This window comes from Pseudomonas sp. URIL14HWK12:I6 (assembly GCF_000514195.1).
Classification (GTDB): domain Bacteria; phylum Pseudomonadota; class Gammaproteobacteria; order Pseudomonadales; family Pseudomonadaceae; genus Aquipseudomonas; species Aquipseudomonas putida_A.
Genome location: NZ_AZVL01000002.1, coordinates 313,849 through 335,148, shown reverse-complemented (window position 1 = coordinate 335,148; position 21,300 = coordinate 313,849). Strand labels below are relative to the sequence as shown.

General features: G+C 61.0%; 23 protein-coding genes. 9 read left to right on the top strand and 14 right to left on the bottom strand.

Features of this window, described 5'->3' with window-relative positions:
- Positions 1 to 9: 9 nt before the first annotated feature.
- From H043_RS0105185 to xerD, 3 genes are all read right to left on the bottom strand, one after another.
- Positions 10 to 1,314 carry a homoserine dehydrogenase gene (locus H043_RS0105185; RefSeq protein ID WP_007908972.1) on the bottom strand — a complete coding sequence of 435 codons (1,305 nt, stop codon included), beginning with the start codon at positions 1,312 to 1,314 and terminating at the stop codon, positions 10 to 12.
- A 131-nt stretch (positions 1,315 to 1,445) separates the two neighbouring features.
- Positions 1,446 to 2,177 carry a bifunctional protein-disulfide isomerase/oxidoreductase DsbC gene (gene dsbC, locus H043_RS0105180; RefSeq protein ID WP_007967782.1) on the bottom strand — a complete coding sequence of 244 codons (732 nt, stop codon included), beginning with the start codon at positions 2,175 to 2,177 and terminating at the stop codon, positions 1,446 to 1,448.
- Between the two features lie 313 nt (positions 2,178 to 2,490).
- Complete coding sequence (xerD, locus tag H043_RS0105175) at positions 2,491 to 3,387, bottom strand: site-specific tyrosine recombinase XerD (RefSeq protein ID WP_007967784.1); 897 nt, start codon at positions 3,385 to 3,387, stop codon at positions 2,491 to 2,493.
- Positions 3,388 to 3,495: 108 nt separating this feature from the next.
- On the opposite strand from xerD, the gene H043_RS0105170 reads away from it, so the two are divergent.
- A complete protein-coding gene (locus H043_RS0105170; RefSeq protein ID WP_027610970.1) occupies positions 3,496 to 5,304 on the top strand; it encodes a sodium:proton antiporter in 1,809 nt (602 codons plus the stop codon).
- A 118-nt stretch (positions 5,305 to 5,422) separates the two neighbouring features.
- Here H043_RS0105170 and H043_RS0105165 read toward each other — a convergent pair whose 3' ends face one another.
- The 6 genes from H043_RS0105165 to ffh form a co-directional block, all read right to left on the bottom strand.
- The gene (locus H043_RS0105165; protein ID WP_007908981.1) at positions 5,423 to 5,836 is read right to left on the bottom strand and encodes an acyl-CoA thioesterase; all 414 of its coding nucleotides are present in this window, start codon (positions 5,834 to 5,836) and stop codon (positions 5,423 to 5,425) included.
- A 145-nt stretch (positions 5,837 to 5,981) separates the two neighbouring features.
- The gene (rplS, locus tag H043_RS0105160) at positions 5,982 to 6,332 is read right to left on the bottom strand and encodes a 50S ribosomal protein L19 (RefSeq protein WP_003175895.1); all 351 of its coding nucleotides are present in this window, start codon (positions 6,330 to 6,332) and stop codon (positions 5,982 to 5,984) included.
- 45 nt (positions 6,333 to 6,377) lie between these two features.
- Positions 6,378 to 7,130, bottom strand: a complete 753-nt coding sequence (trmD, locus tag H043_RS0105155) for a tRNA (guanosine(37)-N1)-methyltransferase TrmD (RefSeq protein ID WP_003221981.1) — start codon at positions 7,128 to 7,130, stop codon at positions 6,378 to 6,380.
- Between the two features lie 3 nt (positions 7,131 to 7,133).
- Positions 7,134 to 7,670 (bottom strand): ribosome maturation factor RimM, encoded by a 537-nt coding sequence (gene rimM, locus H043_RS0105150; RefSeq protein WP_003221979.1) that lies wholly within the window; start codon positions 7,668 to 7,670, stop codon positions 7,134 to 7,136.
- A gap of 5 nt (positions 7,671 to 7,675) precedes the next feature.
- A complete protein-coding gene (gene rpsP / locus H043_RS0105145) occupies positions 7,676 to 7,927 on the bottom strand; it encodes a 30S ribosomal protein S16 (RefSeq protein ID WP_003185073.1) in 252 nt (83 codons plus the stop codon).
- A 261-nt stretch (positions 7,928 to 8,188) separates the two neighbouring features.
- Positions 8,189 to 9,565, bottom strand: coding sequence for a signal recognition particle protein (gene ffh, locus H043_RS0105135; RefSeq protein ID WP_007967791.1), 1,377 nt, complete (start codon positions 9,563 to 9,565; stop codon positions 8,189 to 8,191).
- A 195-nt stretch (positions 9,566 to 9,760) separates the two neighbouring features.
- Between ffh and H043_RS0105130 the strand changes: the two genes are divergently transcribed.
- From H043_RS0105130 to H043_RS0105120, 3 genes are all read left to right on the top strand, one after another.
- Positions 9,761 to 10,573, top strand: coding sequence for an inner membrane protein YpjD (locus tag H043_RS0105130; protein ID WP_027610969.1), 813 nt, complete (start codon positions 9,761 to 9,763; stop codon positions 10,571 to 10,573).
- A gap of 12 nt (positions 10,574 to 10,585) precedes the next feature.
- A complete protein-coding gene (locus tag H043_RS0105125; RefSeq protein ID WP_027610968.1) occupies positions 10,586 to 11,818 on the top strand; it encodes an HlyC/CorC family transporter in 1,233 nt (410 codons plus the stop codon).
- 346 nt (positions 11,819 to 12,164) lie between these two features.
- Positions 12,165 to 13,481: an MFS transporter gene (locus H043_RS0105120; RefSeq protein WP_027610967.1), complete on the top strand. Its 1,317-nt coding sequence runs from the start codon at positions 12,165 to 12,167 to the stop codon at positions 13,479 to 13,481.
- A 114-nt stretch (positions 13,482 to 13,595) separates the two neighbouring features.
- Here H043_RS0105120 and purT read toward each other — a convergent pair whose 3' ends face one another.
- The 5 genes from purT to H043_RS0105100 all read right to left on the bottom strand — a co-directional run bounded on the left by purT (position 13,596) and on the right by H043_RS0105100 (position 16,883).
- Entirely contained in the window at positions 13,596 to 14,777 is a 1,182-nt protein-coding gene (purT, locus tag H043_RS0105115) for a formate-dependent phosphoribosylglycinamide formyltransferase (RefSeq protein ID WP_003221968.1), read from the bottom strand.
- A 99-nt stretch (positions 14,778 to 14,876) separates the two neighbouring features.
- Positions 14,877 to 15,344 (bottom strand): VUT family protein, encoded by a 468-nt coding sequence (locus H043_RS0105110; RefSeq protein WP_007967799.1) that lies wholly within the window; start codon positions 15,342 to 15,344, stop codon positions 14,877 to 14,879.
- A 155-nt stretch (positions 15,345 to 15,499) separates the two neighbouring features.
- Entirely contained in the window at positions 15,500 to 15,715 is a 216-nt protein-coding gene (locus tag H043_RS29605; RefSeq protein ID WP_081730186.1) for a DUF1289 domain-containing protein, read from the bottom strand.
- Positions 15,712 to 16,236 (bottom strand): gamma carbonic anhydrase family protein, encoded by a 525-nt coding sequence (locus H043_RS0105105; protein ID WP_025112181.1) that lies wholly within the window; start codon positions 16,234 to 16,236, stop codon positions 15,712 to 15,714. The genes H043_RS29605 and H043_RS0105105 overlap by 4 nt, the downstream gene beginning before the upstream one ends.
- Positions 16,237 to 16,283: 47 nt before the next feature.
- Entirely contained in the window at positions 16,284 to 16,883 is a 600-nt protein-coding gene (locus H043_RS0105100; RefSeq protein WP_007967803.1) for a CoA pyrophosphatase, read from the bottom strand.
- Between the two features lie 146 nt (positions 16,884 to 17,029).
- Between H043_RS0105100 and H043_RS0105095 the strand changes: the two genes are divergently transcribed.
- The 5 genes from H043_RS0105095 (at position 17,030) to H043_RS0105075 (ending at position 21,294) form a co-directional block, all read left to right on the top strand.
- Positions 17,030 to 17,581 (top strand): NUDIX hydrolase, encoded by a 552-nt coding sequence (locus tag H043_RS0105095; RefSeq protein WP_027610966.1) that lies wholly within the window; start codon positions 17,030 to 17,032, stop codon positions 17,579 to 17,581.
- A 48-nt stretch (positions 17,582 to 17,629) separates the two neighbouring features.
- On the top strand, positions 17,630 to 18,145 hold the full coding sequence (locus H043_RS0105090; protein WP_027610965.1) for a murein L,D-transpeptidase family protein: 516 nt from the start codon (positions 17,630 to 17,632) through the stop codon (positions 18,143 to 18,145).
- A 274-nt stretch (positions 18,146 to 18,419) separates the two neighbouring features.
- On the top strand, positions 18,420 to 19,160 hold the full coding sequence (locus tag H043_RS0105085; protein ID WP_161794889.1) for a GntR family transcriptional regulator: 741 nt from the start codon (positions 18,420 to 18,422) through the stop codon (positions 19,158 to 19,160).
- Positions 19,161 to 19,184: 24 nt separating this feature from the next.
- The gene (nagA, locus tag H043_RS0105080; RefSeq protein ID WP_027610963.1) at positions 19,185 to 20,291 is read left to right on the top strand and encodes an N-acetylglucosamine-6-phosphate deacetylase; all 1,107 of its coding nucleotides are present in this window, start codon (positions 19,185 to 19,187) and stop codon (positions 20,289 to 20,291) included.
- The gene (locus tag H043_RS0105075) at positions 20,272 to 21,294 is read left to right on the top strand and encodes an SIS domain-containing protein (protein WP_027610962.1); all 1,023 of its coding nucleotides are present in this window, start codon (positions 20,272 to 20,274) and stop codon (positions 21,292 to 21,294) included. Before nagA ends, H043_RS0105075 begins: the two co-directional genes overlap by 20 nt.
- Positions 21,295 to 21,300: the final 6 nt, after the last annotated feature.

The window sequence follows — 21,300 nt, the reverse complement described above, 5'->3', positions numbered from 1 at the left end:
GACAACGACTTAGTTCAGGTGCTCGACGCGGATCCGTACAACCGGACCATTCACGCCGGCCAGGGCTTCGAGGGCAGCGATCGCATCGTTGATACGCTGCTCGACCACGCGGTGGGTCAGCAGGATCATCGGTACCAGACCGTCGTGTTCCTCGACTTCCTTCTGCATGATCGACTCGATGTTGATGCCACGCTCCGAGAGGATGCTCGCCACCTGAGCCAGTACGCCCGGATGGTCCTTGGCCTGGATGCGCAGGTAGTAAGCGCTTTCGCAGGCTTCGATCGGCAGGATCGGATGCGCCGACAGCGAGTCCGGCTGGAAGGCCAGGTGCGGCACGCGGTTTTCCGGATCGGACGTCATGGCGCGAACCACGTCCACCAGGTCGGCGATCACCGACGAAGCGGTCGGCTCCATGCCGGCACCGGCGCCGTAGAACAGCGTCGAACCGGCAGCGTCACCGTTGACCATCACGGCGTTCATCACGCCGTTGACGTTGGCGATCAGACGATCCGCCGGGATCAGCGTCGGGTGTACGCGCAGCTCGATGCCGGCAGCGGTGCTGCGCGCCACACCGAGGTGCTTGATGCGGTAGCCCAGCGCTTCGGCGTAGTTCACGTCAGCGGTGGTCAGCTTGGTGATGCCTTCGGTGTAAGCCTTGTCGAATTGCAGCGGAATGCCGAACGCGATCGACGCCAGAATCGTCAGTTTGTGCGCCGCGTCGATGCCTTCGACGTCGAAGGTCGGATCGGCTTCGGCGTAGCCCAGCGCTTGCGCTTCGGCCAGCACGTCTTCGAAGGTGCGACCCTTCTCGCGCATTTCGGTGAGGATGAAGTTACCGGTGCCGTTGATGATCCCGGCGACCCAGTTGATGCGGTTGGCGGACAGGCCTTCACGGATCGCCTTGATCACCGGAATGCCACCGGCCACGGCCGCTTCGAACGCCACGATCACGCCTTTCTCGCGTGCCTTGGCGAAAATTTCATTACCGTGAACGGCAATCAGTGCCTTGTTCGCGGTGACCACATGCTTGCCATTCTCGATGGCCTTGAGTACCAGCTCGCGGGCAACGGTGTAGCCGCCCATCAGCTCTATGACGATGTCGATCTCAGGGTTCGTGGCCACTTCGAAGACATCGTTGGTAATCGCAATACCGGTCGTCTGGAACTGAGGCTTTGGCGTGCGCATGGCAATTTGTGCCACTTCGATCCCACGCCCGGCACGACGAGCAATTTCCTCGGCGTTGCGCTGAAGTACGTTGAAGGTACCGCCACCGACGGTCCCTAACCCACAGATGCCTACTTTGACCGGATTCACTGTGAACTCCCCATGAAACGGCCGACGCAAGGTCGGCCGGAAAACAACCGCGTGTTCGCGGCTCTCTATTAATGGCCCGGCGAAGTTACCGCCGGACCATGATCGTCAAAGGCTGACCGTGACGATGCGAATTACTTGGCGCCCAGCGCCAGTTTGGCGACTTGTGGCGCCGGCTGGTAGCCCGGAATGACTTGTCCGTCAGCCAAAACGATGGCCGGTGTGCCGTTCACGCCAATCGACTGACCCAAAGCGAACTGTTTGGAAACCGGGTTCGCGCACTTGGCGGCCTTGATTTCCTTGCCATCGACCATTTTGTCCATGGCGGCTTTCTTGTCGGTCGAGCACCACACGGCTTGCAGTTGCTCGTCACCCGGCGAGCCGAGGCCCTGACGCGGGAACGCCACGTAACGCACTTCGATGCCGCGCTTGTTCAGCTCAGGCACTTCGGCGTGCAGCTTGTGGCAGTACGGGCAGGTGGTGTCGGTGAACACGGTGATGTGCGATTTGGTTTCGCCCACCGCCGGATACACCACGGTTTCGGCCACTGGAATGGCATTGATCAGTTTGGAGATGCCCAGGCGTTCGGTCTTCTCGGTCAGGTTGACCGGTTTGCCGTCCTTGAGCTGGAACAGGTAGCCCTGAACGATGTACTGGCCGTCGGCGCTGGCGTACAGCACGCGGCTGCCCTTGAGCTTGACTTCATACATGCCCGGCAACGGGCTGGCGCTGATGCTTTCTACCGGAACCTCGAGTTCGAGTTTTTCCAGGCTTTGACGAATGGCTTTGTCGGCCGCGTCATCGGCGACGGCAAAGGTGCTGACCAACGCAATGGCTGCGGCGGCGAAAATCTGGGTCAGACGCATGAGAACTCCTGAAGGCGGACAAATGAAACGGTCAGAACGCCCGTGCCGGAACACCGGGTCATAACCGTCCATCGTGCAAACCGGCAAAGCCTACCACATAAGGCTCGCATGGCCGAATGCGCCTGACACAAGACACTCAAGGCTGACTGGCACACATTATTGTGGTGAGGGGATTTATCCCCGATGCAGGCGCTGCGGTCGTAAATGGATACTTTGGTGTTTTTATTAAACCCAAAGTTTTTGGGGCTGCTGTGCAGCCCATCGGGGATGAATCCCCTCACCACAGGTAATGACTCCAACATTGAAGGTTGCATCAGCCTCTTGGGTGGTGTTTGGCGTGCAGATCCTGCAACCGCGCGCGGGCGACGTGGGTGTAGATTTGCGTAGTGGAAAGGTCACTGTGCCCCAGCAGCATCTGCACCACCCGCAGGTCGGCGCCGTGGTTGAGCAGGTGCGTGGCGAAGGCGTGACGCAAGGTGTGCGGCGACAGCGATTTGCCGATCCCGGCGACCTTGGCCCAATGCTTGATCCGGTGCCAGAAGGTCTGGCGGGTCATCTGCTCGCCGCGCTGGCTGGGGAACAGCACATCGCTGGGGCGCCCGCCGAGCAGCTCGCTACGGCCATCACGCATATAGCGCTCGACCCAGACAATCGCCTCTTCGCCCATCGGCACCAGCCGCTCCTTGCTGCCCTTGCCCATCACCCGCAACACGCCCTGACGCAGGTTGACCTGCTCCAGCGTCAGACTGACCAGTTCGGTCACCCGCAGACCACAGGCATACAACACCTCAAGCATGGCGCGGTCACGCTGGCCGATGGCTTCGCTCAGATCCGGCGCCTTGAGCAGCGCCTCGACGTCGGCTTCCGACAGCGACTTGGGCAAAGGCCGACCGAGTTGCGGCATGTCGACGCGCAAGGTCGGATCGACCGTAATCAGCTTTTCCCGCAGCAGATAGCGATAAAAGCCACGCACACCGGAAAGAAATCTGGCGGTGGAACGCGGTTTGTAGTTCTGCTCCAGACGCCAGGACAGGTGATCGAGGATCAACTCGCGACCGGCATTGATCAGCTCGAGGTTTTTCTCCTGCAGCCAGCCATTGAACAGCGCCAGATCGCTGCGGTAAGCGCCGCGGGTGTTGTCGGACAGGCCTTTTTCCAGCCACAGGGCGTCGAGGAATTGGTCAATCAGCGGATGGTCGATGGCAGGCATGGGCGCTCAAGACACACAACCTCCGAGGCTGTGCGCAAATGTAGAGTGAACTGTAGGAATGGCCGCTAGTCTTTCATAGCCCGCTAATTCAAGGAACAGGGAGCATCAATGAACGAGCAGCAAATTCTCTTGGCATTTGGCGGGATCGGCGCCGCTGCGCTGGGTTGCCAGTGGCTGGCATGGCGCCTGAAGCTGCCGGCGATTCTGTTTCTGTTGCTGACCGGGATTCTCGCCGGGCCGGTGCTGGGCTGGCTCGACCCGCAGGAAATGTTCGGCCCGCTGCTGATGCCGCTGGTGTCGCTGGCGGTAGCGTTGATCCTGTTTGAGGGCAGTCTGACCCTGCACCTGTCGGAATGGCGCGAGATCGGCAGTGTCGTGCATCGGCTGGTGACTCTCGGTGCGCTCGTCACCTGGGTGGTCATCGCCGTCGCGACGCACTTCTTGCTCGGCTTCGACTGGCTGCTGGCGATCCTGTTCGGCAGCCTGACGCTGGTGACCGGCCCGACGGTGATCGTGCCGATGCTGCGGGTGGTGCGGCCGAAAGCCTCGATCGCCAACATCCTGCGCTGGGAAGGCATCGTCATCGACCCGATCGGCGCCCTGCTCGCGGTGGTGGTCTACAGCTTCATCATCGCCCGCTCCGAGGGCAACGGCCTCGAACAGAGCCTGTTGACCTTCGGCGGGGTGATTGTCTGCGGCAGCGTATTCGGGGTGGTCGGCGGCTGGGTGCTGGGCACCATCATCCGGCGCCAGTGGTTGCCCGAGTACCTGCATAACCTCGCCTCGCTGGCGGCGGTGTTGGGGATCTTCATTGCATCCAATCAGGTGATGCACGAGTCCGGCCTGCTGGCGGTGACGCTGATGGGCATGTGGCTGGCGAACATGAAGGGCGTGGATGTGCGGCACATCCTGCACTTCAAGGAAAACCTCAGCGTGCTGCTGATTTCCGGGTTGTTCATTCTGCTGGCGGCGCGGCTGGACCTGCATGCCCTGATCGGCCTCGGGCCGCTGGTGCTGATTCTGCTGCTGGTGATTCAACTGATCGCGCGCCCGCTGAACGTGCTGTTGAGCACTGCCGGCTCTAGCCTGAGCTGGCGTGAACGCGCCCTGCTGTGCTGGATCGCCCCGCGCGGGATCGTGGCGGCGGCGGTGTCGGCGATTTTCGCGATTCGTCTGGATCAAGCCGGGCACGAAGGTGCGCTGCTGCTGGTGCCGCTGACTTTCGCGGTGATCATCGGCACCGTGGTGCTGCAAAGTGCAACCGCTCGGCCACTGGCACGCTTGCTGAACGTCGCTGAACCGGCGCCGAGCGGCTTCCTGATCGTCGGCGCCAACGGCCCGGCGCGCCTGCTGGGCAAGTCGCTGCAGCAGCTGGGCAGCCGGGTGCTACTGACCGATTCGAGTTGGGAAAACATTCGTGCGGCGCGCATGGAGGGTTTGCCGACGTACTTTGGCAACCCGGCTTCACAGCATGCCGATGCGCATCTTGATCTGGTGGGGCTGGGGCATCTGCTGGCGCTATCGCCGTCGGGCGAACTGAACACCCTGGCGGCGATGCGTTTTCGACACGACTTTGGTCATCAACGCCTGTTTGGTCTGGCCAGTGGTCAGGAAAGTCGTCGCAGTGACAAGCATCGGGCAAGCCTGGAACATCGCGGCAATCAGCTGGGGAGCGAGGCGCTGACCTACGCCAAGCTGGCCAGCCTGATCAGCAACGGCGCCGAGGTCTACAGCACGACGCTGACGGACGGTTTCGGTTGGGAGGATTACCAGGCATTGCATGGCAATCGGGCGACCCTGCTGTTCATGCGCGATGACAGTGGCTGGGTGCATGTGGTGACGCCGGAGACTGCTTTGAAACCGGGATCCGGGTGGACGTTGCTGGCGTTGATTCAGCCGGAGGCCAGCGGCGCCTGAGCTGACGCATTCGCGAGCAAGCCCGCTCCCACAGTGTCCGTGTCGTACTTAAACGTTGTAAACGACACAAAACCTGTGAGAGCGAGCCTGCTCGCGAATGGCGCGACTCGGTTTCAGATCAGGCTGCAAACCCAGGCAGCACCGGCACCGGCCGCTTGTCATCATCAATAGCGACAAAGCTGAACTGCCCATGAATCGCCTTCTCGCGGCCATCGCAACTCATGCTCTCGACAAACACTTCCACCTCGACCTTGAGGCTGGTATTGCCGACCTTGATCACTTTACCGACCAGTTCGACGATGGAGCCGGCCGGGATCGCGTGGTTGAAGTCGATGCGGTCGGTTGAAACAGTCACCAGCGGCAGGCGGCAGAAGCGGGTGGCGGTGATGAACGACACTTCGTCCATCCATGCCAGCGCGGTGCCGCCGAACAGGGTGTTGTGGTGGTTGGTGGTCGGCGGGAAGACGGCTTTGGTCACGCGGGTTACCGAGAGTTCGGTACGGCGCTGGATTTCCTGGTCGCGGGTGGTCATGAAGAATGGCTCTGATTTCTGGCTCCCGAAACACAAGCAAGATCAAAAGATCGCAGCCTTCGGCAGCTCCTACAGTGGGGGCAGTTTATTGCAGGCAACAAAAAAGCAGCCCGTAGGCTGCTTTTTTCTGCATCGGAAGCTGGACTTAAGCCAGTTTTTCCTTGATGCGAGCTGCTTTACCCGACAGGTCGCGCAGGTAGTACAGCTTGGCTTTACGTACGTCACCGCGACGTTTAACAGCCATGCTGTCGATCTGCGGGGAGTAGGTCTGGAAAGTACGTTCTACGCCAACACCGTTGGAGATTTTACGAACGGTGAACGCACTGTTCACGCCGCGGTTACGCTTGGCGATGACAACGCCTTCGAACGCTTGCAGACGGGAACGATCGCCTTCCTTCACTTTCACCTGAACGACAATGGTGTCGCCTGGGGCAAAGGTAGGGATTTCTTTGGTCATCTGCTCTGCTTCGAGTGCAAGGATGATTTTGTTGGTCATGCTGTGCTCCTAAGGTAAATCAACTGATCTACCATCGATACGTTGTTAACTATCGTCCCGCTCGCGGATGTATTCCTCGAGCAGCTTCTTCTCTTCTCCAGAAAGCGAGCGGCTTTCCAGAAGATCGGCGCGTCGTTCATAGGTCCTACCAAGGGACTGCTGTAAACGCCAACGCCGGATATGCGCGTGATTGCCACTTAGCAACACGTCGGGAACACGCTGATCCGCATACACCTCAGGTCGGGTGTAGTGCGGGCAATCCAGCAGACCATCCGTAAAGGAATCTTCCTCAGCGGAATCCGCATGCCCTAAAGCTCCGGGCAGCAGTCGTGTAACCGCATCGATCATGACCATGGCCGGCAGCTCGCCGCCAGACAGTACATAGTCACCAATCGACCACTCTTCATCGACATGAGCCTCAATAAAGCGCTCGTCAATGCCTTCATAGCGGCCGGCAATCAGGATCAATGCATCCGATTTTGCCAACTCGCGTACCGCCGACTGAGTCAGTTGACGGCCTTGGGGGGACAGGTAAATCACCTTCGCCGCCTCCCCGGCTGCTGCCTTGGCCTGAACCAGAGCATCTTCCAGGGGCTTGATCTTCATCACCATGCCCGGACCACCGCCAAACGGGCGATCGTCCACAGTGTGATGCCGATCCGTCGTGTAATCCCGCGGATTCCAACAGGTCAGCTGCAAGAGCCCCTGTTTGACCGCACGACTGGTAATGCCGTACTCACTGATGGCCGAGAACATCTCGGGGAACAGCGTAATGACGTCTACGCGCAGGCTGGCCATTGCTTAGAAGTCCGCGTCCCATTCCACCCGCATCACGCCTGCATCCAGGTCGATTGCCAGCACGCATTGCTCTGTGTAGGGCAACAACCGCTCGCGATCATCCAGGCTGCCCGCGCAGGGCTTGACCACCAATACATCGTTCGCGCCGGTCTCCAACAGGTGATCAACCTTGCCGAACAATTGCTCGTCCTGGTTGATGACGCTCAGACCCTGCAACTGGTACCAGTAGTACTCGTCGCCTGTCAGGTTGGGCAAAAGGCTTCGCGAGATGCAAATCTCATAACCGCTCAGAAGACGGGCTTCATCGCGATCGTCGAGGCCTTTGAGCTTGGCAACCAGATCCTTTTGAGTGGATCGGCCGCTGACCAGCTCGACCTGTTTCACCACGCCTTCGCGCCGAAGCGTCCAGTTGCGGTAGTCCAACAGGTTTTCAATCGGATCGGTAAAGGAAAAGACCTTCACCTCGCCGCGAACGCCGTGAACCGAAAAAATCTTGCCGACAACGATCAGGTCATCAGCTTTTTCTGGCGTCGCGCTCATACTGCTCAGGCTGCAGCCTTGGCAGATTCCTTCAGCAACTGAGCAACACGCTCAGATGGCTGTGCACCAACGCTCAGCCAGTAGGCTACGCGCTCTTGGTTCACGGACAGACGGATTTCCTGACCACGGGCAACAGGGTTGAAGAAGCCAACCTGTTCTTTGTGGGAGCCGTCACGCGGGTTACGCGAGTCGGTTACGGTCAGGTGGTAAAACGGGCGCTTTTTGGAGCCGCCAAGGGCAAGACGGATTGTTAGCATGTGAACATCGTTCCTGTAGTCGGTGCTGCAAATCTAAATGCACAGCGGGCATGGGTGCCCGAAAGGCCGCATATTCTAAGGAATATCCGGACTTTTGCAAATGACTTTTTCCGGCGCCTATGGCATGCCGTGCGGATTTGCATATAGAGCCGTCGATGAAAACGGCCAGTCAGCTCCCGCCGAGTGCGGGTTTGCTGTTGATCCTGCGTCCTTGCAGGGTCTGCGCCGGTGCGACGACCGGCGAAGTCATGGTGTCCTGAATCACATTTTCGGCATGCCGCCGCCGGGCAACATACCGCCCATGCCGCGCATCATTTTCGCCATTCCGCCTTTGGCGGTGAATTTCTTCATCATCTTCTGCATCTGCTTGTGCTGCTTGATCAAGCGACCGATGTCCTGCACCTGGGTGCCGGAACCCATGGCGATCCGGCGTTTGCGCGAACCGCTGATCAACTCAGGGTCGCGGCGCTCGGCCGGGGTCATGGAGTTGATGATGGCTTCCATCTGCTTGAACTGCTTCTCTGCCGCGTTCTGGGCATTGCCCATTTGCGACAGGTTGACGCCGCCGATGCTCGGCAGCTTGTCCATGAGGCCGCCGAGGCCGCCCATGTTCTTCATCTGTTGCAGCTGATCGCGGAAGTCTTCGAGGTCGAAGCCCTTGCCCTTCTTCAGCTTCTTGGCCAGTTTGTCGGCCTTGTCCTTGTCGAGGGTCGCTTCAGCCTGTTCGATCAGGCTGAGCACGTCGCCCATGCCGAGGATCCGCGAAGCGATACGCTCAGGGTGGAACGGATCGAGCGCTTCGCTCTTCTCGCCCATACCGATGAACTTGATCGGCTTGCCGGTGATTGCGCGCACCGACAGCGCGGCACCGCCACGGGCATCGCCGTCGACCTTGGTCAGGATCACACCGGTCAGCGGCAGCGCATCACCGAAGGCCTTGGCCGTGTTGGCCGCGTCCTGACCGGTCATGGCATCAACCACGAACAGGGTTTCGACCGGGTTGATCGCGGCGTGCAGCGCCTTGATCTCGCCCATCATCTCTTCGTCGATGTGCAAACGACCGGCGGTGTCGACGATGACCACGTCGATGAATTTCAGTTTTGCTTCTTTAATAGCCGCGTTGGCGATGTCGACCGGCTTCTGGCTCAGATCGGACGGGAAGAACGTCACGCCGATGTCGTTGGCCAGGGTTTCCAGCTGTTTGATCGCAGCCGGACGGTAGATGTCCGCCGACACGACCATCACCGACTTCTTCTTGCGTTCTTTAAGGAAGCGCGCGAGTTTGCCGGCGGTGGTGGTTTTACCGGCACCCTGCAGACCGGCCATCAGAATGACGGCGGGCGGCACGGCGCTCAGGTTCAAGTCTTCGTTGGCCGCGCCCATCAGGCTTTCGAGTTCGGCCTGGACAATCTTCACGAAGGCCTGGCCCGGCGTCAGGCTGCGCGACACCTCGGTGCCGACAGCGCGCTCCTTGACCGAATTGACGAAGTCCTTGACCACCGGCAGGGCGACGTCGGCTTCGAGCAACGCCATGCGCACTTCGCGCAGGGTGTCTTTGATATTGTCTTCAGTCAGCTTGGCCTTGCCGGTGACATGGCGCAGCGTCTGCGAGAGACGGTCGGTTAAGTTTTCAAACATTGCGCGATCCTTTCAGGCCCTGTGTAGACCGGGATAATGGCGGCCCAGACCGGATTCAACATGTGCTCGGCGAGCCTGCGGCGTGGGCAGGTCGCGGATTATAGCGAAGACTGCGTCGGGCGGACACCTCGCACTTTCGTGGTGTGGCGGTTCTATGCCAAACTCAGCGCCTTTCGGGCCTGCCTAACAGGATTTATGCTCCCCTTGTCACCCAGTTTGCTGACTACCATCGCCGCCGCGCTTCTTTATGCCGCTGCGACCCTTTATCAGGGCACCCGCCTGGCCTCCGGCGCCAAGGCGAACAAGCGCCTGCTGGTTACGCTCGGCATCCTCGCCGTGCTCGCCCACAGCGCCAGCCTGCTCACTCACCTGCTGACGCCGATCGGCCTGGGCCTGGACTTCTTCAGCGCCGCCAGCCTGATCGCCGCGGCCGTCATCGCCCTGACACTGCTGGCCTGCTCGCGGATCCCGGTGGAAAACCTGCTGGTGCTGCTGTTCCCGCTCGGCGCGGCGACAGTGCTGCTGGCGCAGTTCGCCCCGGCCGGCACGGTACAGATCATCGACGAAGAACCGGGCATCCTCGCCCACATCCTGCTGTCGATCCTCGCCTACGGCATGTTCACCATCGCGGTGTTCCAGGCCTTGCTGCTGCTGGTGCAGGATCACCAGCTCAAGCACAAGCACCCGTCGGGCCTGATCAAGAACTTCCCGCCGCTGCAAACCATGGAAAGCCTGTTGTTCGGTTTCCTCTGGGCCGGCTGGACGCTGCTGTCGCTGTCGCTGATCTCCGGCTGGCTGTTCGTCGAGAACCTGTTCGCCCAGCATCTGGTACACAAGACCTTGCTGGCGTGCCTGGCCTGGATCGTGTTCAGCGTGCTGCTGTGGGGCCGTAATCGCCTTGGCTGGCGCGGCCACAAGGCAATTCGCTGGACCCTCGCCGGTTTCTGCCTGCTGATGTTGGCGTATTTCGGCAGCAAACTGGTTCGTGAATACATCCTGCACATCTGACGGGCGGCATAAATGGACGGTTTGCCCATAGGGCCGATGCTCGCGGTATTTGTCCTGCTGATTTTATGGTCGGGGCTGTTTACCGCCGTCGAAATCGCGCAGCAGCACTTGCTCGCGCAACGCACCGCCTCGCGCGCCAGCGATAAGCCGCTGGCGAAGCTGAGCTTTCCGCTCGACAGTCTGATCCTGTGCAACACCCTGTGCCGCGCCCTTGCGGTAATCATTGCCACGCTGCTGGCAATCTTCCTTTGCGAAGAAAACGGCCCGTGGGCCGCCTGCCTCGGCGCCGGCGCCGTATTGCTGGTGTTTGCCGATTACTTTCCGCGCACCGTGGCCCAGCGCTACCCGGATGCGGTGCTGTCGTTCGGTAATACCCTGCTGGCGGTTCCGCTGAAGATTCTTTACCCGCTGGCGTGGCTGCTGAGCCGCATCAGCGGTTTGCTGCTGCGTCCCTTCGCGCGCAAACCCCAAGTGGTGCAGCAAAGCGAAGACGAAGAACCTGCCGACCCGAACGAAGACCCGGAACACCCGTCTCGCACCCACCCGGTGTCAGGGATTCACGCGCTGGACAACATCACGGTCAATGACATTCTGGTGCCCCGCAGCGACGTCGACGGCATCAACCTCGACGATTCGATCGAGGAGATCATCGAACAACTGCGCCAGAACAAACGCACGCGCCTGCCGGTGTTCCATAGCGACATCAATCAGGTCGAAGCGGTGCTCAACACCCGGCAGATCCGCCATCTGCTCAACGATGGCCAGCTGACCCGCGAAGCGCTGCTGGCCGCCAGCTACGAGCCGTACTTCGTTCCGGAAAGCACCCCGCTGCAACTGCAATTGCTGAACTTCCACAAGCAGCAACGCCGCTTGGGCATGGTGGTGGACGAGTACGGCGAAGTGCTGGGCATCGTCACTCTGGAAGACATTCTCGAAGAAATCGTCGGCGAATTCGAAAGCGAGCACAGCCTCGACAACCCGCACATCCATCCGCAGCCCGACGGGCGCATGGTGATCGATGGTACCGCGTCGATCCGCGAGTTGAACAAATGCCTCGGCTGGCATTTGCCGAGCGACGGGCCAAAAACCCTCAATGGTCTGGTGACCGAAGCGCTGGAGACCATTCCGGACAGCGCGGTGTGTCTGAAGATCGGGCGCTATCGGCTGGAGATTCTCGAGACCGAGGACAACCGGGTGAGCAAGGTGCTGATCTGGCATACAAGCTTGGTGCCCGCCAAGATCTAAGCGCTGTTGTGGCGAGGGAGCTTGCTCCCGCTGGGTTGCGTAGCGACCCCACCCTCTTGGCGGCCGCTGCGCGCCCGAGCGGGAGCAAGCTCCCTCGCCACAGTAAGCCCGACAGCTGCGATCTTTGCTCTTGTTCATTCGTTAGCCCCCTTCCTATAATCGAGCCGCTTACCCAAGCGCCGCCGAGCCCTGTGCTTACCCCGCACGCCAACGGTTTCGGTAATTTTCCGCACTACCCCGACGACTGTTCCTACTCGAAACAGCGCTCGCGTCTCATCCCACATCCCTGGGTGTTCAACCATAATAATTCGCTCCAACGGAGCTCATGACTGTCAGGGATCACCGCATGACGACCAGTACCGCTTACAGCGCCACCGCGCCTGCCCAGCCGACCAACTCCGCCACCCGCGTGGCGACAGCGAGTTTCATCGGCACCGCCATCGAGTTCTACGACTTCTACGTTTACGCCACGGCCGCCGCGCTGGTTATCGGGCCGGTGTTCTTTCCGCAGACGTCCGGCACCGCGCAGATGCTTTCGGCGTTTCTCACCTTCGGCATCGCCTTCCTCGCCCGCCCGCTGGGTTCGGCGCTGTTCGGCCATTTCGGTGACCGCATCGGGCGCAAGTCGACACTGGTCGCCTCGCTCTTGCTGATGGGCGTGTGCACCACGCTGATCGGCGTGCTGCCGGGTTACGCCAGCATTGGCGCCTGGGCACCGATTCTGTTGTGTGTGCTGCGTTTCGGTCAGGGTTTGGGATTGGGTGGCGAATGGGGTGGCGCGGCGTTGCTGGCCACGGAGAATGCGCCCAAGGGCAAACGGGCGTGGTTCGGCATGTTTCCGCAGCTTGGCCCGTCGATCGGCTTTCTTGCAGCCAACGGCCTGTTTCTGACCCTGGCCATGACCCTCGATGACGAGCAGTTTCGCAGTTGGGGCTGGCGGATTCCGTTTCTGCTCAGCGCGGCACTGGTGATGGTCGGCCTGTATGTGCGCTTGAAACTCCACGAAACCCCGGTATTCGCCAACGCCATCGCCCGTCAGGAGCGAGTGAAGGTGCCGCTGGTCGAGCTTTTCACCCAGTACTGGGCTCCAACCCTGCTCGGCGCTGCGGCGATGGTGGTGTGCTATGCGCTGTTTTATATCTCGACGGTGTTTTCCCTGAGCTACGGCGTGTCCACCCTCGGCTACAGCCGTGAGACGTTCCTTGGACTGCTGTGTTTTGCCGTGCTGTTCATGGCCGCCGCAACACCGTTGTCCGCCTGGGCGAGTGACCGTTACGGGCGCAAACCGGTGCTGATCGTCGGTGGTGTGCTGGCGATTCTGTCCGGATTCCTGATGGAGCCATTGCTGACGCAGGGCTCGACCTGGGGCGTGGCGCTGTTCCTGTGCATCGAGCTGTTCCTGATGGGCGTGACGTTTGCCCCGATGGGCGCGCTGCTGCCGGAACTGTTTCCGACCCACGTGCGCTATACCGGCGCATCGGCCGCTTACAACCTCGGCGGGATCGTCGGCGCCTCGGCGGCTCCGTTCTTCGCGCAGAAACTGGTGGCAATGGGTGGTTTGAGTTATGTCGGCGGGTATGTGTCGGCGGCAGCGGTGCTCAGCCTGATTGCTGTGCTGTGCCTGAAGGAAACGCGTGGCAACGATTTGAATCAGGTTGCCTGATAGATCGCTATCGCGGGCAAGCCCGCTCCCACAGGGTTTTCGGTTGATCACAAATTTTGTGCACAACCAAAAAACCTGTGGGAGCGAGCTTGCTCGCGAATGCCGCGCCTGGGTTTACAGCTCTACAACAACAGCCTGAGCAGCCCGGGTCGCCTTGGCACGCGCTGCCTCAATCGACTCATCCCGCGCCAACGCCACGCCCATCCGGCGCTGACCATTGACTTCAGGCTTGCCGAACAGACGCAACGCCGTATCCGGCTCGCTCAGCGCTGCGCCCAGGTTGGCGAACGCGGTCTGGGTCGACTGCCCTTCCACCAGAATCACCGCCGAAGCGGATGGGCCGAACTGACGGATCAGCGGCACCGGCAGACCGAGAATGGCGCGGGCGTGCAGGGCGAACTGCGACAGATCCTGGGAAATCAGGGTCACCAGACCGGTGTCATGCGGGCGCGGCGAGACTTCGCTGAACCACACCTGATCACCCTTGATGAACAGCTCGACGCCGAACAGCCCGCGACCGCCCAAGGCCTCGGTCACGGCTTTGGCCACGCGCTCGGACTCAGCCAGAGCAATCGGGCTCATGGCTTGCGGCTGCCAGGATTCCTGATAGTCGCCCTTCTCCTGACGGTGACCGACCGGTGCGCAGAACGTGGTGCCGCCGATGTGGCGCACGGTCAGCAGGGTGATTTCGTAGTCGAAATCGATGAAGCCTTCGATGATCACCCGACCTTTGCCGGCGCGACCGCCCTCTTGCGCGTAATCCCAGGCTTTCTGCACATCATCGGCGCTGCGCAGCAGGCTCTGGCCTTTGCCCGACGAGCTCATGACTGGCTTGACCACGCACGGGAAGCCCAGGTCCTGAACGGCTTTGCTGTAGTCCTCGAAGGTGTCGGCAAAGTGGTACGGCGAGGTTGGCAGGTCCAGCTCTTCAGCGGCCAGACGGCGGATGCCTTCGCGGTTCATGGTCAGTTGCGCGGCGCGGGCGGTCGGGATCACGGTGAAGCCTTCGGCTTCCAGCTCGACCAGCGTGGCGGTGGCGATGGCTTCGATTTCCGGCACGATGAAGTGCGGTTTCTCGGCTTCGATGACTGCACGCAGCGCGGCGCCGTCGAGCATGTTGATCACGTGGCTGCGGTGCGCCACCTGCATGGCCGGCGCGTTGGCGTAACGGTCGACGGCAATCACTTCAACGCCCAGGCGTTGCAGCTCGATCACCACTTCCTTGCCCAACTCACCACAGCCACACAGCAATACGCGGGTCGCGGTCGGCGACAATGGAGTTCCGATACGGGTCATCTCAGGTCCTCAAAGAAGCGGATCATCGAGGAAAGCAACGCCAGACGCGCTTTCCATGGGGAGAAAGCGCGGCATTTTACATGAACCGCAGGGTTTGGCTCAGCTGGCGACAGCCTGTTTGCGCTCGCGCCAGGCCATGATCAGCCAAACGGCAGTGACGCCGGCAAACTTCGAGACCAGTGCGGTGATGATCACCGGTGGCGTCATCAGGTCGATCATGCCGAAAAAGATGAAGGTATCGAGCGGAATGCTCAGCGCCGAGCTGATCCACAGGCGGTCGCGCAACGGCCGTTTGGTGACGCTGAACACCAGCCAGTCGATGATTTCCGACACCGCGAACGCCGTGGCGCTGGCCAAGGCGATGGATGGATCAGAAGTGACGTAAGACAGTACCAGCGCCGCCAGCATCGCCACGAGCGCACCGTGGCCGAAACGGGTTTGCACCATGTCGCGCAACACGAACACCAACCCGCCCCAAGCCGACCAGATGATGTCCAGGTGTGGCGCGGTGGAAAAAGCGAAGTTGATAAGCACGACGCTGCTGATGTAGGCGATGAGGAAAATCATGGCGGCGACTTGGGAAATTGGCGCACAGGTTACTTCAGGCTTGGAGTCGGGCCAATAAGAAGTGGCGACTGTTCTGGCCTCTTCGCGAGCAAGCCCGCTCCCACAGGGGAATGCATTTCAAATGTGGGAGCGGGCTTGCTCGCGAAGGCGGGCTGTCAGGCGCCTGATTTTCCGGGAACCATCCACACCAACCCGCTCGCCTTCGCCCGCTCATGACACAACCCCAGCACCACCCGCCGCTCGTCATTGGTCATCCGCCCCCAGCGGGTGATCTCAGCGACCGTACGCTGGCAACCGGTACAAATATCGTCGTCATCCAGTGCGCAGATATTCACACACGGCGAGGCAACCGGTCTTTCGGGAGTACTCATTCTTCCTGCTCGACCAGATCACGCGCATAGCGCTGCGAGTTATGCACATAGTGCGCGGCGCTGGCTTCGAGCATCTTCTTCTGCGGCTCGGTCAGCTCACGCACGACCTTGCCCGGCGAGCCCATGACCAGCGAGCCATCGGGGATCTCCTTGCCTTCGCCGATCAGCGAATTGGCGCCGATGATGCAGTTCTTGCCGATTTTCGCCCCGTTGAGGATCACCGCGTTGATGCCGATCAGGCTGTAGTCGCCGACGGTGCAGCCATGCAGCATGGCGTTGTGACCGATGGTCACGCCGGTGCCGATGGTCAGCGGATAGCCCATGTCGGTATGCATCACCGTGCCGTCCTGGACGTTGCTGTTCTTGCCGATCAGGATCAGTTCGTTGTCGCCGCGCAATACGGCGTTGAACCAGACGTTGGCGCCCTCCTCCAGTCTGACCTTGCCCACCAGCACGGCATTGGGCGCGACCCAGCTCTGTGGATGGGTGTCGACGCGGGCGTCGCCCAGGCGGTATTTCATCTTGTTTTCCTCAGGGCTCACGATGACGGGCCATTCGAGCGATGGCTTCAGGTGTTGATATAGCTTTTGGGCGGATGATGCAGGCTGATCTGTTCGTCATAGAGCAGATTGATCAGTTCGACGATCATGATAGCGGTCAAACCCCAGATCTTGAATTCGCCGTAGCGATAACTCGGCACATACCAACTACGGCCCTGGTAATCGATACGGTGCGTGTGTTCGCGCGGATCTTTGCGGAAAAACTCCAGCGGCACGTTGAACACCGCTGCGATCTCGGCATCGTTGGCCTGGTATTCGACGAAGTCCGGGATCACCCCGACATACGGCGTGACCTTGATGCCGTGCAGGGAGATCAGCGGGCTGAGCGGGCCGATCACCTCGACCAGCCCCGGTGGCAGGCCGATTTCTTCCTCGGCTTCGCGCAGAGCGGTGAAGATCAGATCGGGGTCTTCCGGGTCGCGGCGACCGCCGGGAAAGGCCACCTCGCCGCCATGGGTCGAGAGGCCGCTGGCGCGCAGGGTCAGCACCAGCTCGGGTTCGTCACTGCGGGTGATCGGCACCAGAACAGCGGCCTCGGGGAAACGTTTATCGGTCTCCAGCGTGCGCGGTGTGTGGTTGCTTACCCTATGCAGTAGCTCGTCCAGCATGAGTGTTCTCGATCTGTGCCTTACCCTGCATCATGCACCAATCATTGCAGCCGCCCAAGCCCCTGACCGGGCCATGTCGCGAAACGACAACTTGCCGACCGGCACCGCTGCACGCCAAGATAGGCGCAGCATTCAGGAACCCCAGCATGAAATTTTGCAGCCAGTGCGGCAACCCGGTGACCCAGCGCATTCCCGAAGGCGATTCGCGGCTGCGATTTGTCTGTGACAGCTGTCAGACCATTCACTATCAAAACCCCAATATCGTCGCCGGTTGCGTCGCGACCTGGGGCAGTAAAGTGCTGCTCTGCCGCCGCGCCATCGAGCCACGCCTCGGTTACTGGACGCTGCCCGCCGGTTTCATGGAAAACGGCGAAACCATCGAGCAAGCCGCGATCCGCGAAACCGCCGAGGAAGCCTGCGCCCGGGTACGCAACCTGAGCATCTATACCTTGATCGATGTGCCGCACATCAGCCAGGTGCACGTATTTTTCCGCGCCGAACTGGCCGATCTGGACTTTGCTGCCGGGCCCGAAAGCCTCGAAGTACAACTATTCGACGAAGCCGACATCCCGTGGGACGAGCTGGCTTTCCGCACCGTGGGGCGTACCTTAGAATGCTTCTTCGCTGATCGCCGCGCCGAAAGCTATCCGGTTCGCTCCGAATCGATTCCGCCGTTGACGCAGCCTGCCATCACCTAAAGCTTCTATAAATAAAATATCTGCGTCACTCCTTGGGGAATCGTTTCAATGCGCTGGTTGCTTGCCCTGTTTTGCCTGTCGTTCGTCACCGTGTCCCAAGCGTCATTCGTGACCACCGTGACGCCGTCGAATACCCCGATGATCGAAAAAATCCTGGTGCTCAAATCGGCTCATCAACTGCAATTGATCGCCGACGGCAAGCCGATCAAGACCTATCGAATCTCCTTGGGCAAGGGCGCGAAAAAAGGACCGAAACTGATTGAAGGCGACAAACGCACGCCCGAAGGTTTCTACTGGATCGACTGGCGCAAGGTCAGTGAAAAATTCAACCTGGCGATGCACATCTCCTACCCGAACATCAGCGACTCGGCCCGCGCCCGCCGCGAAGGCGTCGAGCCTGGCGGGATGATCATGATCCACGGCACCCCGGATTCGGAAGAAACCCCGGAAGACCTGTTCCACACCCTGGACTGGACCGACGGCTGCATCGCCATGCGCAACATGGACATGCGCGAAGTCTGGGGTCTGGTGCCGGACGGTACGATGATCGAGATTCGCCCTTAATCAGCGACCACCGGTCACCCACAAAAAAATAAATCAAAAGATCGCAGCCTGCGGCAGCTCCTACAGGGTTGATACCACTTCCCACTGTAGGAGCTGCCGCAGGCTGCGATCTTTTGCTTTTTAAAGCCCACCACTAATACCACTTAAAACCACATCCCCTAAAACCCGCCATTTCATTGGCCTACAGGCCGATTCGACGCGTTGACATGGTATTCAAGTGGTATTAATTTCCGCCCCACAAGCGAGCCACAACAATCCTATACTCGCGTCGGAAATGACCTACATGAACGACCTCCAGGCCCTACGCCCAGATGACTCCCAGCCGACGCCGCTGTACCTGCAGCTGGCGCGCAATCTGGAATCGGCGATCCATTCCGGGCAGTGGAAGGCCGAGCAGGCGATGCCGTCCGAGCGCAACCTCAGCGAGCAACTGGGTATCTCCCGGGTCACCGCGCGCAAAGCGCTGGAAGTGCTGCTCGATCAAGGTCTGATCCGCCGCCTGCAAGGTTCCGGCACCTTCATCACACCCCGTCTGGAACAACCGCTGTCACGCCTCTCGGGCTTCAGCGAAATGCTTCGCCTCAAGGGCTTTGTCCCCAGCTCGCAGTGGCTGGAACGCGAAATCACCCTGCCGACTCACGAAGAACTGATCCGCCTGAGCCTGTCGCCGAACGACAAGGTCGCGCGCATGAAACGCCTGCGCAAGGCCGACGACACGGTGATGGCCATCGAGATGAGCACCCTGCCCGCCTCGATCATGCCCAAGCCGCACCTGGTCGGCGATTCGCTCTACGAATACCTCGACGGCATCGGCAAACCGATCGTCCGCGCCCTGCAGCACATCCAGGCGATCAACGCCTCGGACGAGTTCGCCGCGCTGGTCGGCATCGCCCCCGGCACCGCCATGCTGCTGATGACCCGGGTCGGCTACCTCGAAGACAACACACCGATCGAAGTCACCGACACCTATTGCCGCAACGACTACTACGACTTTGTTGCAGAGCTGCGTCGTTAAGAGCGGCCATAAGCGAGAACCGAAATGTCCGAAGACAACATCCTCACCGCCAGCGGCTGGGTTCGCGGCCGGCTGATCCACGAACACGGCAAAGTCGTGTCGATCGAAGGCGTGCCCTGCGATCCGGCCGACAATGATCTGCCCTACCTGCTGCCGGGTTTCATCGATCTGCACGTCCATGGCGGTGGTGGCAAAGACATCATGGAAGGCGCCAGTGCCTTCGAGACCATCACCCGCACCCACGTGCGCTTCGGCACCACTTCGCTGCTGGCCACCACCATGACCGCGCCGAGTGCCGAGATCTCCAGCGTGCTGAAAGAGGTCGGCGAATTCTGCGAACAGCGTCCGCAAGGTGCCGCCCGGGTACTCGGTGTGCATCTCGAAGGCCCGTACATCAACCCCGGCAAACTCGGCGCGCAACCGAATTTCGCCCACACCGCGTTGATGGCCGAGGTCGAGGAATACCTCGCGCTGGCGCCGATCCGGGTGATCACCATCGCCCCGGAAATCGCCGGTCACGACGGATTGATTCGTGAACTGAGCAGCCGGGGCATCCGCATGCAGATTGGCCACACCCTCGGCAGCTACGAGGAAGGCGTTGCCGCCCTCGATGCCGGCGCCACCAGTTTCACCCATTTGTACAACGCCATGAGCCCGCTGCATCACCGCGAACCGGGGATCGTCGGCGCCGCGCTGGCCCACGCCAAATTCGCCGAACTGATCCCGGACTTGCTGCACGTGCATCCCGGTGCGATCCGCGTGGCCCTGCGTTCGATCCCGTGCCTGTACTGCGTCACCGATTCGACCGCCGCCGCCGGCATGCCCGACGGTGAATACAAGCTCGGCAGCCACACCGTGACCAAATGCCTGGGCGGCGTGCGCCTGCCCGACGGCACGCTGGCCGGCAGCACCCTGACCATGGATCAGGCCCTGCGCAATCTGGTGAAGATCGGACTGCCGATCGCCGAGGCCTCGCAACGTCTTTCGCAATTCCCCGCCGACTACCTCGGCATCAACGAACGCGGGCGCCTCGAACCGGGTGCCTGGGCCGACTGCGTGCGGCTGGATCGCTCACTCACACTGACCGCCGTCATGGTCGAAGGAGAAGACATTGACTTCAAAAATGCTTGAAGAGGCGCTGTCCTCGTTCGAGGCCGTGCAAGCCCAACTGCAACAGCTCGACCCGCAGATGATCGAGATCGCCGGGCGCCTGCGCCGTCAGCCGCCACAAGTGGCGATGACCGTTGCGCGCGGCAGCTCCGACCACGCGGCGAGCTACTTCGCCTACCTGACCATGCAGCAACTGGGGGTGCCGGTGGCGTCGCTGCCGATGTCGGTGGTGACCATGCAGCAGGCGCCGCTGAAGGTCAGCGGTCAGGTGGCGTTCGCGTTCTCGCAATCGGGTCAGAGCCCGGATCTGGTCAACAGTCTGCGTCTGCTGCGCAAGCGCGGCGCACTGAGCGTATCGATGGTCAATGCCGCCGATTCGCCACTGGAAGCGGCGTGTGAATTCAGCCTGCCGTTGCTCGCCGGTATCGAAAGCAGCGTCGCCGCGACCAAGAGTTTCATCGCCACCCTGAGCGCCAGCGCCCGCCTGATCGCGCACTGGAAAGAAGACAGCGAACTGCTGGAAGCGCACAACGCCCTACCCGAAGGCCTGCGCGACGCGGCGCAACAGGACTGGAGCGCGGCCATCGATGCCTTGCGAGATTGCGAACGGCTGATGGTCATCGGCCGTGGCGCCGGTTTTGCCATTGCCCAAGAGGCCGCGCTGAAATTCAAGGAAACCTCGGCCATTCAGGCCGAAGCGTTCAGCAGTGCCGAAGTCCGTCACGGCCCGATGGCGCTGATCGACGAGCATTACCCGTTGCTGGTGTTCGCCCCGCGCGGTGCCGAACAGGCCGGTCTGATCAGCCTTGCGGCAGAGATGCGTCAACGCGGCGCTCGCGTGCTGCTGGCCGCGCCGGACGACATCCTCGAACGCGACCTGACCCTGAGCCGCGCCGAACACCCGGCCCTCGATCCGATTCTGGCGATCCAGAGCTTCTACGTGATGGCCGCAGGTCTCGCCGTGGCCCGCGGCATGGACCCGGATCAGCCGCGCCACCTGAGCAAAGTGACCCGTACGCACTAAGCCCGA

What these genes read in the sequence shown, in the direction of transcription:
- rimM (WP_003221979.1), bottom strand. Translation starts at nt 7,670, where the DNA reads ATGAGCGCGACGCCAGAAAAAGCTGATGACCTGATCGTTGTCGGCAAG.
- H043_RS0105105 (WP_025112181.1), bottom strand. Translation starts at nt 16,236, where the DNA reads ATGAAATACCGCCTGGGCGACGCCCGCGTCGACACCCATCCACAGAGC.
- H043_RS0105100 (WP_007967803.1), bottom strand. Translation starts at nt 16,883, where the DNA reads ATGCTGGACGAGCTACTGCATAGGGTAAGCAACCACACACCGCGCACG.
- H043_RS0105120 (WP_027610967.1), top strand. Translation starts at nt 12,165, where the DNA reads ATGACGACCAGTACCGCTTACAGCGCCACCGCGCCTGCCCAGCCGACC.
- H043_RS0105130 (WP_027610969.1), top strand. Translation starts at nt 9,761, where the DNA reads ATGCTCCCCTTGTCACCCAGTTTGCTGACTACCATCGCCGCCGCGCTT.
- H043_RS0105110 (WP_007967799.1), bottom strand. Translation starts at nt 15,344, where the DNA reads ATGATTTTCCTCATCGCCTACATCAGCAGCGTCGTGCTTATCAACTTC.
- H043_RS0105125 (WP_027610968.1), top strand. Translation starts at nt 10,586, where the DNA reads ATGGACGGTTTGCCCATAGGGCCGATGCTCGCGGTATTTGTCCTGCTG.
- H043_RS0105085 (WP_161794889.1), top strand. Translation starts at nt 18,420, where the DNA reads ATGACCTACATGAACGACCTCCAGGCCCTACGCCCAGATGACTCCCAG.
- rplS (WP_003175895.1), bottom strand. Translation starts at nt 6,332, where the DNA reads ATGACCAACAAAATCATCCTTGCACTCGAAGCAGAGCAGATGACCAAA.
- rpsP (WP_003185073.1), bottom strand. Translation starts at nt 7,927, where the DNA reads ATGCTAACAATCCGTCTTGCCCTTGGCGGCTCCAAAAAGCGCCCGTTT.
- H043_RS0105090 (WP_027610965.1), top strand. Translation starts at nt 17,630, where the DNA reads ATGCGCTGGTTGCTTGCCCTGTTTTGCCTGTCGTTCGTCACCGTGTCC.
- H043_RS0105095 (WP_027610966.1), top strand. Translation starts at nt 17,030, where the DNA reads ATGAAATTTTGCAGCCAGTGCGGCAACCCGGTGACCCAGCGCATTCCC.
- H043_RS0105170 (WP_027610970.1), top strand. Translation starts at nt 3,496, where the DNA reads ATGAACGAGCAGCAAATTCTCTTGGCATTTGGCGGGATCGGCGCCGCT.
- H043_RS29605 (WP_081730186.1), bottom strand. Translation starts at nt 15,715, where the DNA reads ATGAGTACTCCCGAAAGACCGGTTGCCTCGCCGTGTGTGAATATCTGC.
- H043_RS0105165 (WP_007908981.1), bottom strand. Translation starts at nt 5,836, where the DNA reads ATGACCACCCGCGACCAGGAAATCCAGCGCCGTACCGAACTCTCGGTA.
- dsbC (WP_007967782.1), bottom strand. Translation starts at nt 2,177, where the DNA reads ATGCGTCTGACCCAGATTTTCGCCGCCGCAGCCATTGCGTTGGTCAGC.
- trmD (WP_003221981.1), bottom strand. Translation starts at nt 7,130, where the DNA reads ATGGCCAGCCTGCGCGTAGACGTCATTACGCTGTTCCCCGAGATGTTC.
- xerD (WP_007967784.1), bottom strand. Translation starts at nt 3,387, where the DNA reads ATGCCTGCCATCGACCATCCGCTGATTGACCAATTCCTCGACGCCCTG.
- purT (WP_003221968.1), bottom strand. Translation starts at nt 14,777, where the DNA reads ATGACCCGTATCGGAACTCCATTGTCGCCGACCGCGACCCGCGTATTG.
- nagA (WP_027610963.1), top strand. Translation starts at nt 19,185, where the DNA reads ATGTCCGAAGACAACATCCTCACCGCCAGCGGCTGGGTTCGCGGCCGG.
- ffh (WP_007967791.1), bottom strand. Translation starts at nt 9,565, where the DNA reads ATGTTTGAAAACTTAACCGACCGTCTCTCGCAGACGCTGCGCCATGTC.